The sequence below is a fragment of the Pseudomonas sp. PDM01 genome, from assembly GCF_014852325.1.
Taxonomy (GTDB): Bacteria; Pseudomonadota; Gammaproteobacteria; order Pseudomonadales; family Pseudomonadaceae; genus Aquipseudomonas; species Aquipseudomonas migulae.
In genome coordinates, this window is record NZ_JACVBK010000014.1 from 46,703 (window position 1) to 58,109 (window position 11,407).

Below are 11,407 nucleotides of genomic sequence, written 5' to 3' on the forward strand. Positions count from 1 at the left end.
TCACGCACCTCCGAAACAGATCAGTCGGTCGGCGTCCTGCACCGCGTCATGCAACTGACCGAGACCGGACAACTCCCACGGCGCGCCGACGGCGACCGCTTCGCGCTGATAACGCTGGGCTTCTTCGTCGTTCAACACGCCACGACGCAGGGCGGCGGCGATGCAGACGACGCCGTCCAGTTGATGTTCGGCCACAAAGGCGCGCCATTGCTTGGGCAGGTCCTGTTCATCCTGCGGCGTGACCACGCTGGCGGACGCGTTGTAGACGCCATCCTGATAGAAAAACAGCCGGACAATCTCATGCCCGCCGGCCAGCGCAGCCTGGGCGAACAGCAAGGCACGGCGCGAGGAGGGCGCATGGGCGGCGGAAAACAGCGCGATGGCGAACTTCATGACGGACTCGATCAGTAAAACTGCGGCCATGATAAGGCGTGGACCGAGTTGTCGCCATCGCCAGCAAGCCGGCTCCTACAGGAAAACCCCCTGTAGGAGCTGGCTTGCCAGCGATGGCGGTCTGTCTGCCGACATAAATGCTGAATGTGCTACGCCGCTCAACGCGGCATATACCCCAACTGCCAACGCCGTGGAATCCTCAACGACAACACGCCAAGCGCCCCCGCCAGCAACCCGCTGACAAACAACGCCCTGAGTCCAAGATGATGCTCCAGCACCGCTCCCAGCACCGCGCCGGCAAACATTCCGGTCCAGGGGATCAACTGCACCCGCCAGCCATTGCGCCGTTCGCCGAGCATCCAGCGTCCCAGGCCGCGACCGAAGCGCGACAGGGCGCCTGTCACGTAAGTAAGCCCCACCGGCAGGCCATTCACTTCTTCGACGGCGGCATTGAGCATGCCCATCGCGATGATCGCCGCCAGCAGCGCCGGCAATTGTTCGTCATAAGGCCAGGCCGCTGCCGCACACAGCAACATGGCGATGCACAACAGCAAGGGCAGCGCGCGGCGCCCACCGACCCGGCTGACGACAATGCCCAAGGCGTTGCCGAGGATGAACGTGGCCACGAGCAGCAGCAGGCGCAGGGTCAGGCCCATGTCGCCGTCGCTGATCGCCACGGCGAGGCGGGTGGTGTTGCCGCTCATGAAGGAAACGAAATCGCCGCTGGCCATGAAGCCGATAGCGTCGGTCATGCCGGCAAGTACCGAGAGTGCGGCCACCAGCGACAGGCCGATGCGGCCGCGCCATTTCTGAGTGTGCAGATGCCCCGGACTGGCGCGGGTCGTGGAGGACGAAGGCAGCATCGGTGGCGGGATCCTTGTGCGGCGACGGTTACGGGGTCAGACCATATAACTCGCAATACTCCAGCCAGTCCATCCCCGCCATTTCGGCCACTTCCCTGTGCACTTCGAGGCGCTGGGCCTCGTAGTCCTCAGACGTCGCAGCGGTCAGTTGCAGGGTCAGCTCCCAGGCAAACAACCCCAGACGTTCGGCCTCGGCTTCGAACGCTTCATGCAAGCGCTCGTCGCGAAACTGCGCTGCGGTTTCGCCCTTGGCCTGAGCCAGCAGCGGGTTGAGGTTGTCGAGTTCGTGGCGCAGTTCAGGTCGCTCATCGAGAAACTTCTGCAGCGCCTGCTCGTGTTGCTGTTCGGTTGCCGCCATGGTCGCTCCTTGAGAATGGGTTACACGGACTGCTTCTTGCTGGCCTTGGCCGCTGCGGCCAGGCATTCGAGGGCAAACTGCTCGCAGTAGGTCATCTGGATTGGCGTGGTTTCGCCCTTGACGGTGCGTTCGCCGTCGAGGATGTAACGGATCCGCTTGTCGGTGACGCCGATTCGCTTGGCGATCCAGGAAGGCGTCTGGCCGATCTGGCTGATCAGCTTGTCGGCATATTCAGCGGTCGGTTTGTAGAATTCGGCATTGGGTGTCATGGACGTTCCAGAAAAAATGAGCCCGAAAACAGGGGCGATGCAGCGGTTGGCGCGACAGGGTGCGCGAATCGTTGCGCGGTGTCGCGGTATAAATGAAGTAAAGCAGAACGATACGCCGGCCCACGGTGATACAGTCCGCTTTTTCTTGATGAGCACACGCAATGCGAATTCTGATGGTGGCGCTGGCCGCAACGTTGCTGGCGGGATGCGCCGGTTCGGTGATGAACGATGCCCGCACGGGCACCCCGTACAAAACCCTGACTTCGGACAAACCGGAAAAAGTCGTCGCCCAGTGCGTGCAGTTCGCCTGGCAGGACGAGGCGGTATTCGGCGTCGATGCGGGCGCTTATTTGCAGCCGGGCAAGAAGGGCGGGTCTACCGTTTACACGCGTTCGGCGGAGTCCTTTGTGGACGTGACCACCGATGCATCAGGGACGGCGTTGAGTTACTACGCGCAGCATGACGACTTTGTCGCCAAGCGCCGTTTGGCGGCGCTGGCTACCTGCCTCTGATCTTTTGAGCACCGCAATACCTTTGTAGGAGCACGGCTTGCCGGCGAAGGCGATTTCACGGACGCCTTCGCTGGCAAGCCATGCTCCTACAGGGAGAGTTCAGCTTTATTGATCAGGCGCTTCTGGAAAAAGAAGCGCCTGTGCCCCGGCGGGTAGTCAACGATCTGCCCCAACTCGCTGAACCCAAGCTTCTTGTAGAACTCCGGCGCCTGAAAGTCGAAGGTGTCCAGCCAGATCCCGATGCATTCCTTCTCCCGCGCCAGGTCTTCGGCCATCTGCATCAGTCTGGAGCCGATGCCTTGTCCCCGGCCCTGTTCCGGCACCGACAGCAATTCGATAAACAACCATTGATAGAAAAACCGGCCGTACAGCCCGCCGAGAATCTCGCCCTGGTCATTGCGCACCAGCAGGGCCAGCGGTTGCGCTTTGCCGTCCCCCGCTTGGGTGACGTTGTAAGCCCGCAACGGTGCGAGGATCGCCTCGCGATCTTCCGGTGTCGGGTTGTGCGACTGTTCGATGCTGAGTGTCATCGGCTACATCCTTATGGCAGTGATGCACGAGCGTATCCGGGTCGCGCCGATTGTTCTATCCCTCGTTATTCAGAGGAACCGTCGCCAGCGCGCAGATGTCTAGCCTTTACAGCGTCATTCCAGAACGCGGCCGATGAGGATTGCCAATGAACATTTTCGAAGCCTTGCGCGAAAGCCACGACCGCCAACGCACCTACGCCGTCGCATTGGTCAAGACCAGCGGCGACACCCCGGAGCGCGTTGAAGCCTACAAGCAGCTCAAGTCCGAACTCCAGGCACACGAAACTGCAGAAGAGCGGCATTTCTACATCCCGCTGATGGAGTTCGACAACGGTGTCGACCTCAGTCGCCACGCGATTTCGGAACATCACGAGATGGACGAAATGATGGAGGAACTCGACGAGACCGAGATGTCCAGCCCGGCCTGGCTGGTGACCGCGAAGAAGCTCTCCGAGAAGGTCCATCACCATCTGGAGGAGGAAGAGCAGAAGTTCTTCCAGATGGCCGGCAAGCTGCTCGACGACCAGCAGAAAGAAACGCTCGCCAGGCAATACGAGAAGGAATACAAGGCTCAACTTTCGTGAGGGCCTTCGTCTAAGATGGGCGTTTTCTGACGAAATAAGGATGCGTTGTCATGCCGAACACAGCCGAGCGGGTCAACATCGTCGAGTCCCAGGTGTTGTCCCACGACTGGTATCTGCTGAAGAAAATCACCTTCGATTACCAGCGCAACAACGGCGAATGGCAACGCCAGACTCGCGAGGTCTACGACCGTGGCAATGGTGCGGCGATTCTGCTGTTCAACCGCGAGAAGAAAACCGTCGTACTGACCCGGCAATTCCGCTTGCCGGTGTTCGTCAACGGTCACGACGGTCTGTTGATCGAGGTGGCTGCGGGATTGCTCGAAGGCGCTGCGCCCGAAGAACGCATCCGCGATGAAGCGGAGGAAGAAACCGGTTATCGCGTGCACCATGTGCAGAAGGTGTTCGAGGCCTACATGAGCCCCGGCTCGGTGACTGAAAAACTGCATTTCTTCATCGCCGAATACGATGCTTCATCGAAAGTCGGCGAGGGCGGCGGGCTCGAAGAAGAGACCGAAGAACTGGAAGTGCTGGAGTGGCCGTTCGAGGCCGCACTGGAAGCGTTTTATCGCGGGGAGATCTGCGACGCGAAGACCATCATGCTGCTGCAGTACGCCGCCATGAAAAATATGTTCACCTGAGCACGCAATCCCCTGTAGGAGCGAAGCTTGCTCGCGAAGGTATGTCAGGCGACAGCACCGTTGCTGACACACCTTCGCGAGCAAGCTTCGCTCCTACATAAAGCAAGGTCAAAAGCCTTCGAAACGCCCGGTTTTACCTCGGCCGCCTTCCAGGGTCAGCAATAATTCCTTCGCCTCAAGCCCACCTGCAAACCCGGTCAATTTCCCCGACGCGCCGATCACCCGATGGCACGGCGCAATAATCGAGATCGGATTCTTGCCATTCGCCGCACCCACTGCACGCACTGCGCTCGGGTTGCCGATCTGCTCGGCAATCTGGCTATAGCTGCGCGTTTCGCCGAACGGAATGGTCAGCAGGGCCTGCCACACCTTTTTCTGAAAGTCCGTCCCGGCAAAATCCAGTTCCAGGTCGAAGCGGTTTCGTGTGCCGGCGAAGTATTCCTGCAACTGTTGAACCGCGCGCACCAGGACCGGGTTGTCCGCCGCCTCACTCATCGGCCCGAGCCGTACGCGATTCGGTTTGTCGTTTTCCCAGAGGATGGCCGCCAGTCTCGAACCGTTCGCGACCAGCTTCAACTCGCCGACCGGCGACGCCATGGTGGTGAAGGTGTAACTCATGCGGGCGGACTCCGAAAACAGGTGAGCAGGCGGCAAGCATACTGCCTCGACGGGGAGGCGCAATACGCAATCCCGACCATACTGCGTACTGCTCTTGAAACGTTTTCTCTGTTTTTTTTACCGACCCTAAAAACAAAAAGAGACCGACTCATGAAGTTCGAACCTTTTGCCAAATCGCTCATCGCGACTTCATTGGCACTCAGTTGCCTGGCGGCTCACGCCGCTTCTGTCGCCCCCGTCGCCGCCGAAAACGGCATGGTGGTCACGGCCCAGCATCTGGCCAGTCATGTGGGCGTCGATGTGCTCAAGAACGGTGGTAACGCCGTCGATGCCGCCGTCGCGGTCGGGTATGCACTGGCGGTGGTGTATCCCGCGGCAGGTAACCTGGGCGGCGGTGGTTTCATGACCATTCAACTGGCGGACGGGCGCAAGACCTTCCTCGACTTCCGCGAAAAAGCCCCGTTGGCCGCCACTGCCGACATGTACCTCGACAAAGAGGGCAACGTCGTCCCGGACCTCAGCACCCGTGGTCATCTGGCTGTCGGCGTGCCGGGCACCGTGTCCGGTATGGAACTGGCCCTGAAAACCTACGGCACCAAACCGCGCAAGGAAGTGATCGCCCCGGCGATCAAACTCGCTGAAGACGGTTTTGTGCTGGAGCAGGGCGATGTCGATTTGCTGGAGTACGCCACCGACGTCTTCAAAAAGGATATGAAAGATTCCGGCTCGATTTTCCTGAGCAACGGCGAGCCGATGCAGGTCGGCCAGAAACTGGTGCAAAAAGACCTGGGCAAAACCCTGCGGGAAATCTCCGAGAAGGGCGCCGACGGTTTCTATAAGGGCTGGGTCGCTGACGCGATCGTCACCTCCAGTCAGGCCAACAAAGGCATCATCACCCAGGCCGACCTCGACAAATACAAGACCCGCGAACTGGCCCCCATCGAGTGCGATTACCGTGGCTACCACGTGGTCTCGGCACCACCGCCAAGCTCCGGCGGCGTAGTGATCTGCGAGATCATGAACATCCTCGACGGCTACCCGATGAAAGACCTGGGTTACCGCTCGGCGCAGGGTATGCATTACCAGATCGAAGCCATGCGCCACGCGTATGTCGACCGCAACAGCTACCTCGGCGACCCGGACTTCGTGAAAAATCCGATCGCCCATCTGCTGGATAAAAACTACGCGAGCAAAATCCGCGCTGCCATCAATCCGCAAAAGGCCGGCGTGTCCCGCGAGCTCAAACCCGGCGTCGCGCCGCACGAAGGCAGCAACACCACCCATTACTCCATCGTCGATAAATGGGGCAACGCGGTGTCGGTGACCTACACCTTGAACGACTGGTTCGGCGCCGGTGTCATGGCCAGCAAAACCGGGGTCATCCTCAACGACGAGATGGACGACTTCACCTCGAAAATCGGCGTGCCGAACATGTACGGTCTGGTGCAAGGGGAGGCCAACGCCATCGCGCCGGGCAAGGCGCCGCTGTCGTCCATGAGCCCGACCATCGTCACCAAGGACGGCAAAGTCGTGATGGTCGTCGGCACCCCAGGCGGCAGCCGCATCATCACCGCGACCTTGCTGACCATCCTCAACGTGATCGACTACGGCATGAACATTCAGGAGGCGGTGGATGCGCCGCGTTTCCACCAGCAGTGGTTGCCGGAGGAGACCAACCTGGAGGCGTTCACCACCAGTCCGGACACGGTGAAGCTGCTTGAAAGCTGGGGCCACAAGTTTGCCGGGCCGCAGGATGCTAACCATATCGCCGCGATCCTGGTCGGGGCGCCGTCGCTGGAAGGTAAACCGGTGGGCAAAAACCGTTTCTACGGAGCGAACGATCCGCGTCGTAACACCGGGTTGTCTCTCGGTTATTGAGGGTTGTGTTTGGAAGGGGACGGATTTAGTTTCTGTCCCCTGACCCAACGACAGATCAAGGATGGAACCATGACCACTGCAATGTTGATCATCGATGTCCAGCGAGCACTTTGCACGGGCGAGTACGAGTGCTTCGAAATCTCACGTGTCATCGACACCATTAACGGGCTCAGCACCCGTGCCCGAAAGGCCGGCATTCCGGTGGTGCTGATCCAGCATGAGGAAGACGGCAGTCCACTGGCGTATAACGCTGAGGGCTGGCAACTTGCCGAGGGGCTGGAAACCTCGCCCAAGGATTGGCACGTACGCAAGACCACACCGGATTCGTTCTACCAGACCAACCTGCAAAAGCTGCTGCCGGTGCAGGATTTCGAACGCCTGGTCATCTGCGGTTTGCAAACCGACTACTGCGTCAACGCCACGGTGCGTCAGGCGCTGCAACTGGGGTACGACGTGGTGCTGGCGGCTGACGCTCACTCCACGGTCGACAACGGCAACATCCCCGCCGAAGACATCATCGCCGAGCACAACAAGGACCTGGCGCATTTGACCGGTTCAGTGGCACGGATCGACGTGATACCCGCCGCCGACATCACCTTCTAGCACCCATGATGACGAACTCCCCCCCAACCCTGTAGGAGCCGGCTTGCCGGCGATGGCGATTTCACTGACGCCATCGCCGGCAAGCTGTCTCCTACGGATCGCGAGGGTGTTGGAGATTTAGGTTTCACGCAAAACCTGTGGGAGCCCGGCTTGCCGGCGATGGCGATTTTACGGACGCCATCGCCAGCAAGCCGGCTCCTACAAATCGCGAGGGTGTTGGAGATTTAGGGTTCACGCAAACCCTGTAGGAGCCCGGCTTGCTGGCGATGGCGATTTCATGGACGCCTTCGCCGGCAAGCCTGGCTCCTACGGATTGGGGTGCGTACCCATCGATTTTTCCTGATCGAAAACCTGCAACCGCTGCACCAACGCCTGAAAGCGTTCCGACGCCACCCAGGCCGGATCCGCGTCGTCCACCAGCAGCATGATTCCCAGGTAATGTTCCAGATGCAGCGTAATGAGCTGCTCCTCGACCTCCAGGTCCCAATAACGCTGATCCAGCCCGCTGGCCTGTACGACCCACGTCCCGTCGAGTGCTTGCCTCAATTCATCGGCGATCCGGTCGAACAGCGCCCGGTCGGATGTATCGGACAGGTAGATCGTGGGGGTGGGTTCGCTCATGTTGAGCCTCCGGAAAGTCCCGCGACTTTACGTCAGCCGCAAACCCTGTGGCGAGGAAGCAGATCCAATCTCTGAGTGGGGGGATGTGCAGAGGCTTGAACTCAATCTACACTTAAGAACCGTTCTCTGTTGCGGTTAAATTCCAATAGCTTTTCTTTGAGGGAGGCAAGCTCCTGGTGGATGCCCTTGTGCTGCTTTTTAACGGCCTGACCGAGTGGGTGATCGAGCCCGTCACTCGCCAGTTCCTGGGCCTTTTCGATCTGAATGGGCGCATGGGTGTACTGTTTCTGTTCTCGTCTTACAGCATCGCTTACGCCCTGTTCCGGTTCAGGAAACATCGAGGTCTCACCGACGCGCAGTCGTTCGGGCAGTTCATCGGCGGGCGTCGGGTGTATTTCCATCGTTCGGCGTTGCTCGATTACCGCTACTACTTCGTGCGGGCGATTCTGAAAGTGGCGTTGGTGTTGCCGATTGTCGGTCTGGTGGACCCGCTCGTCCTGCGCTCCGGAGACTACATCGCCTTTTTCACCAACCTGTGGGGCGCGCGAGTGCAAGTGGAGCAGAATCTTTCACTGTCCTTGCTCTACGGGCTGGGCGTTTTCCTGGTGAAAGACTTCATGGCCTACTGGGCGCACCGCGCCTTCCATTCCAAATGGCTGTGGGCATTCCACAAGGTCCACCATTCGGCGCCGGTGCTGGTTCCAGCGACCGCTAGCCGGGTTCATTTCGTGGAAAAAATTGTCGAAAAGCTCTCGACGATCATCGGCATCGGCGCCTTTGCCGGCGTCTTCTGGTACGCCTGCGGCGGCGAGATCAGCCGCTATACTTTGTTCGGCGTGACCTGGCTGGTGTTCATCCTCAACGGGCTGGTGGGAAACCTGCGTCACAGTCATGTCTGGCTGTCGTTCGGCCCGGTGTTCGAACATGTGCTGAACAGCCCGGCCCAGCACCAGATTCATCACAGCGACGCACCGCGCCATTTCAACAAGAACTTCAGCATCAACCTGTCCCTGTGGGACTGGATGTTCGGCACGCTCTACGTCACCACGTCGAAACCCGAAGCCCTGCGGTTCGGCACCGGTGAGCAGGATTCTGAGCGTTACCTGACGGTTTACAGCCTGATCGTCACGCCGTTTGTAGACATTGCCCGCAAGATCCGTTCGACCAAACGACCTGATCGTTCGCGGGCGCCCTTGCGAACAATCCAGAATGCGTTAGCAGAAGTGGAGGTGAGACATGACAACTGATTCCGCAGAAAAAGAGTCTGTCAAAGAAGCCGTCAAACTTTATGTCGAGGGTATGGTCTTCGCTGACGAAGCCTCGTTGCGAAAAGCATTTCATCCGTCTTGTCGCATCATCGGTCACTTCCAAAAAGCGCTTGAATGGCTGTCCCTTGATGAGTTTATCGACGCGATCAAAACCGAAGGCCCGGCGGCAAAAGAGGTGAAGCCTTTTTGGGAGGTGATTGACCTGGATATAACAGGCGACGCCGCCGCCGTAAAAATCATCGATGATTATGCGGGGATGAGGTTTACCGATTACCTGTCGTTGCTGAAGATCGATGATCGCTGGGTCATCATCAACAAGCTGTACTACTACCATGAGTCGTGAACCGCACGGAGACCATTGAGATGGATGTTCAGGTACATCGCGCCGACGCAACGCACATCGATCAAGTCGCCAGCCTCTTCGACGCCTATCGAGGGTTTTATGGCCAGCCCTCGAACCTGAATCAGTCCCGCCACTTTATCGCCGAGCGCATTGCCCGGGATGAGTCCGTGATCTTCTTCGCCCGGGACACCGACGGCGAAGCACTGGGGTTCGTCCAGTTGTTCCCGACCTTTTCGTCTATCGACGCGCATCGCACCTGGCTGCTCAGCGACCTGTTCACCGCGCCTGCTGCCCGAGGGCGCGGGGTCGCAACGCGGCTGATGAACACCGCGCGCGACTTCGCGGTGTTGAGCGGTGCCAAAGGCCTGGTGCTGGAAACCGCCACGGACAATCACGGTGCGCAGCGGTTGTATGAAGCCTTGGGCTATGTGCGCGATACGGGTTACTACACCTATTGCCTGGATTTGAAGCAGGGCTGACCGGTCACCGTTCCGGCAGGTTCCAGCGCTCGCGAATGTGCTCGTATTGCGCCTCGGGCATTTGCACCAGCAGGGGAGACTGCTGCGGATCGAGCCAGTCGAACAATCGGCTGATGTCCGCCTGATCCATGGCCGTGCAACCCGCCGTCGGCGATGTCGGGCTACGCCAGATGTGGAAAAAGATGCACGAGCCCGAGGCGGGGGACGCCGGTGTGTTGTGCTCGATGACAATGCCTTTGCGATAGCCTACTTCGCTGCGCATGCGTTCGGAGCTGTTCCAGTCCTTGGGCATCGCCGCGCCGTCGACCAGGGTGTTGTAGTGTTCGGAATGGCTGTCGTCCACGCATTCGGTGGTCGCTGTCAGGGCGAGGTAGGGCAGTTTCGTGCCGGCGCTGGTCTCGTAACCGAACGCTGTTCCCAGCTTGAAAATCCCGGCCGGCGCTTTTCCATCGCCTTCGTGTTTGACGGGGTCTGCACCTGGCTCAACGTTGTCCAACCCTTTGCCCCAGGCCATGCCGTTTTTGCCGACCACCACCGCAAACGCCTCGCCATATTTGCGGAAGCTGTTCCCGTCGCGTTCATAGCGCTGGGCGCTGCCTTGCAGGTCATCCCAGTTTTTTGTGGTGACCACAATCAGCTGATGGCTGGCGTCGAGTGCGGCATTGGCGTCGAGCGGCGTGATGGGGAAATCCATCACGTTGTTCGGTGCCTGTGCGCTGCCATAAGTGAAGTGCCACCATTCTTTCGAGTACCCGGAGAAGCCTTCTTTGGCCATGGCGCTGCCGAGCCGCTGGCGATTGTCCTGCGCGGTCGCATTGATCGTCGGGTTGGCGGTATGCGCCCGCTCATCGAAGCAATCGAAGCCGGTGCCCATGTCGAGTGCGCCGTCATGCCAGCGCTGATCGTAGGGGGCGGTGCAATCGACCTGCGTGGCCGAGGGCGTCCAGGCGCTGGCGGGCAACGCCTTGGGCCCGGTGAGTGTCAGGTCCACGGTCGAGCCTCTGGAGTGATTCGACACCCGCGCCACATACCCCAGGCGCCAGAAGTCCTGCTTGTCCACGCGCGGGTAGAACTCGGCCTTGCGTGGATCGCCCGGTTCGGTGGCAAAGCGGCCCATATCGGCCACCGCCCGATTCGGTCGATAACAATCAAATACCTTCAAACCGTAGCCTTGCGTGCGCAACGACGCTTGCACTCGGGCGAGCGCCCTGGCGGCGTCCAGCGTCAACAGGCATTCGGCGGCGGCATAACCGTCGAGTGGGTGACCGGTGAAGTTGTGGGGGCCGGCGTAGCGAATGTCTTGCTCGATGCTCGGATCAATCGCGCGCAGATAGACCATGTGTCCGGGCCGTGGCTCGGCACTGGACATGCCCGCCAGGACGCTGCCCAGCAACAGCAGCGATTGCAGCCAGGGGCGGGCGATGGTGCGAAGAGGGCGCATGCGATGTCT

Annotated in this window: 16 protein-coding genes; 8 read left to right on the forward strand and 8 right to left on the reverse strand. The window is 59.9% G+C overall.

Annotation, left to right across the window (positions count from 1 at the left end; translation table 11 throughout):
* The 4 genes from tusD to IB246_RS27570 all read right to left on the reverse strand — a co-directional run bounded on the left by tusD (nt 1) and on the right by IB246_RS27570 (nt 1,883).
* Nucleotides 1-393, reverse strand: a complete 393-nt coding sequence (gene tusD, locus IB246_RS27555) for a sulfurtransferase complex subunit TusD (RefSeq protein WP_008029488.1) — start codon at nt 391-393, stop codon at nt 1-3.
* 158 nt (nt 394-551) lie between these two features.
* Entirely contained in the window at nt 552-1,256 is a 705-nt protein-coding gene (locus IB246_RS27560; RefSeq protein WP_008029486.1) for a YoaK family protein, read from the reverse strand.
* A 28-nt stretch (nt 1,257-1,284) separates the two neighbouring features.
* Nucleotides 1,285-1,614 (reverse strand): DUF6388 family protein, encoded by a 330-nt coding sequence (locus tag IB246_RS27565; RefSeq protein WP_008045269.1) that lies wholly within the window; start codon nt 1,612-1,614, stop codon nt 1,285-1,287.
* A 20-nt stretch (nt 1,615-1,634) separates the two neighbouring features.
* Entirely contained in the window at nt 1,635-1,883 is a 249-nt protein-coding gene (locus IB246_RS27570) for a hypothetical protein (protein WP_008045271.1), read from the reverse strand.
* Nucleotides 1,884-2,044: 161 nt separating this feature from the next.
* Between IB246_RS27570 and IB246_RS27575 the strand changes: the two genes are divergently transcribed.
* On the forward strand, nt 2,045-2,395 hold the full coding sequence (locus IB246_RS27575; RefSeq protein WP_008029480.1) for a hypothetical protein: 351 nt from the start codon (nt 2,045-2,047) through the stop codon (nt 2,393-2,395).
* An 86-nt stretch (nt 2,396-2,481) separates the two neighbouring features.
* Here IB246_RS27575 and IB246_RS27580 read toward each other — a convergent pair whose 3' ends face one another.
* Complete coding sequence (locus IB246_RS27580) at nt 2,482-2,925, reverse strand: GNAT family N-acetyltransferase (protein ID WP_008045273.1); 444 nt, start codon at nt 2,923-2,925, stop codon at nt 2,482-2,484.
* 146 nt (nt 2,926-3,071) lie between these two features.
* On the opposite strand from IB246_RS27580, the gene IB246_RS27585 reads away from it, so the two are divergent.
* Nucleotides 3,072-3,509, forward strand: coding sequence for a hemerythrin domain-containing protein (locus tag IB246_RS27585; RefSeq protein WP_008045275.1), 438 nt, complete (start codon nt 3,072-3,074; stop codon nt 3,507-3,509).
* Nucleotides 3,510-3,559: 50 nt separating this feature from the next.
* Nucleotides 3,560-4,147, forward strand: coding sequence for an NUDIX domain-containing protein (locus IB246_RS27590; protein ID WP_008045277.1), 588 nt, complete (start codon nt 3,560-3,562; stop codon nt 4,145-4,147).
* Nucleotides 4,148-4,255: 108 nt separating this feature from the next.
* Here the strand turns inward: IB246_RS27590 and IB246_RS27595 are convergent, their stop codons facing one another.
* The gene (locus IB246_RS27595) at nt 4,256-4,765 is read right to left on the reverse strand and encodes a methylated-DNA--[protein]-cysteine S-methyltransferase (protein ID WP_008029471.1); all 510 of its coding nucleotides are present in this window, start codon (nt 4,763-4,765) and stop codon (nt 4,256-4,258) included.
* Nucleotides 4,766-4,915: 150 nt separating this feature from the next.
* Here IB246_RS27595 and ggt point away from each other — a divergent pair, with 150 nt between their 5' ends.
* Both ggt and IB246_RS27605 read left to right on the forward strand, forming a co-directional pair.
* Nucleotides 4,916-6,643 (forward strand): gamma-glutamyltransferase, encoded by a 1,728-nt coding sequence (gene ggt, locus IB246_RS27600; protein WP_008045279.1) that lies wholly within the window; start codon nt 4,916-4,918, stop codon nt 6,641-6,643.
* 69 nt (nt 6,644-6,712) lie between these two features.
* A complete protein-coding gene (locus tag IB246_RS27605) occupies nt 6,713-7,246 on the forward strand; it encodes a cysteine hydrolase family protein (protein WP_192230220.1) in 534 nt (177 codons plus the stop codon).
* Between the two features lie 306 nt (nt 7,247-7,552).
* On the opposite strand, the gene IB246_RS27610 is transcribed toward IB246_RS27605, so the two are convergent.
* Entirely contained in the window at nt 7,553-7,867 is a 315-nt protein-coding gene (locus IB246_RS27610) for a DUF3630 family protein (RefSeq protein ID WP_008044113.1), read from the reverse strand.
* A 176-nt stretch (nt 7,868-8,043) separates the two neighbouring features.
* Here IB246_RS27610 and IB246_RS27615 point away from each other — a divergent pair, with 176 nt between their 5' ends.
* The 3 genes from IB246_RS27615 to IB246_RS27625 are packed head-to-tail and all read left to right on the forward strand — an operon-like array spanning nt 8,044 to nt 9,957.
* Nucleotides 8,044-9,114 (forward strand): sterol desaturase family protein, encoded by a 1,071-nt coding sequence (locus IB246_RS27615; RefSeq protein ID WP_008044115.1) that lies wholly within the window; start codon nt 8,044-8,046, stop codon nt 9,112-9,114.
* Entirely contained in the window at nt 9,104-9,478 is a 375-nt protein-coding gene (locus IB246_RS27620) for a nuclear transport factor 2 family protein (RefSeq protein WP_008044117.1), read from the forward strand. The genes IB246_RS27615 and IB246_RS27620 overlap by 11 nt, the downstream gene beginning before the upstream one ends.
* Nucleotides 9,479-9,498: 20 nt before the next feature.
* Nucleotides 9,499-9,957 (forward strand): GNAT family N-acetyltransferase, encoded by a 459-nt coding sequence (locus tag IB246_RS27625; protein ID WP_008044118.1) that lies wholly within the window; start codon nt 9,499-9,501, stop codon nt 9,955-9,957.
* Between the two features lie 4 nt (nt 9,958-9,961).
* Here IB246_RS27625 and IB246_RS27630 read toward each other — a convergent pair whose 3' ends face one another.
* Nucleotides 9,962-11,398 carry a M15 family metallopeptidase gene (locus IB246_RS27630; protein WP_008044119.1) on the reverse strand — a complete coding sequence of 479 codons (1,437 nt, stop codon included), beginning with the start codon at nt 11,396-11,398 and terminating at the stop codon, nt 9,962-9,964.
* Between the last annotated feature and the right edge of the window lie 9 nt (nt 11,399-11,407).

What these genes read in the sequence shown, in the direction of transcription:
- IB246_RS27595 (WP_008029471.1), bottom strand. Translation starts at nt 4,765, where the DNA reads ATGAGTTACACCTTCACCACCATGGCGTCGCCGGTCGGCGAGTTGAAG.
- IB246_RS27625 (WP_008044118.1), top strand. Translation starts at nt 9,499, where the DNA reads ATGGATGTTCAGGTACATCGCGCCGACGCAACGCACATCGATCAAGTC.
- IB246_RS27630 (WP_008044119.1), bottom strand. Translation starts at nt 11,398, where the DNA reads ATGCGCCCTCTTCGCACCATCGCCCGCCCCTGGCTGCAATCGCTGCTG.
- IB246_RS27605 (WP_192230220.1), top strand. Translation starts at nt 6,713, where the DNA reads ATGACCACTGCAATGTTGATCATCGATGTCCAGCGAGCACTTTGCACG.
- IB246_RS27575 (WP_008029480.1), top strand. Translation starts at nt 2,045, where the DNA reads ATGCGAATTCTGATGGTGGCGCTGGCCGCAACGTTGCTGGCGGGATGC.
- IB246_RS27585 (WP_008045275.1), top strand. Translation starts at nt 3,072, where the DNA reads ATGAACATTTTCGAAGCCTTGCGCGAAAGCCACGACCGCCAACGCACC.
- ggt (WP_008045279.1), top strand. Translation starts at nt 4,916, where the DNA reads ATGAAGTTCGAACCTTTTGCCAAATCGCTCATCGCGACTTCATTGGCA.
- IB246_RS27590 (WP_008045277.1), top strand. Translation starts at nt 3,560, where the DNA reads ATGCCGAACACAGCCGAGCGGGTCAACATCGTCGAGTCCCAGGTGTTG.
- IB246_RS27610 (WP_008044113.1), bottom strand. Translation starts at nt 7,867, where the DNA reads ATGAGCGAACCCACCCCCACGATCTACCTGTCCGATACATCCGACCGG.
- IB246_RS27570 (WP_008045271.1), bottom strand. Translation starts at nt 1,883, where the DNA reads ATGACACCCAATGCCGAATTCTACAAACCGACCGCTGAATATGCCGAC.
- IB246_RS27565 (WP_008045269.1), bottom strand. Translation starts at nt 1,614, where the DNA reads ATGGCGGCAACCGAACAGCAACACGAGCAGGCGCTGCAGAAGTTTCTC.
- IB246_RS27560 (WP_008029486.1), bottom strand. Translation starts at nt 1,256, where the DNA reads ATGCTGCCTTCGTCCTCCACGACCCGCGCCAGTCCGGGGCATCTGCAC.
- IB246_RS27580 (WP_008045273.1), bottom strand. Translation starts at nt 2,925, where the DNA reads ATGACACTCAGCATCGAACAGTCGCACAACCCGACACCGGAAGATCGC.
- tusD (WP_008029488.1), bottom strand. Translation starts at nt 393, where the DNA reads ATGAAGTTCGCCATCGCGCTGTTTTCCGCCGCCCATGCGCCCTCCTCG.
- IB246_RS27620 (WP_008044117.1), top strand. Translation starts at nt 9,104, where the DNA reads ATGACAACTGATTCCGCAGAAAAAGAGTCTGTCAAAGAAGCCGTCAAA.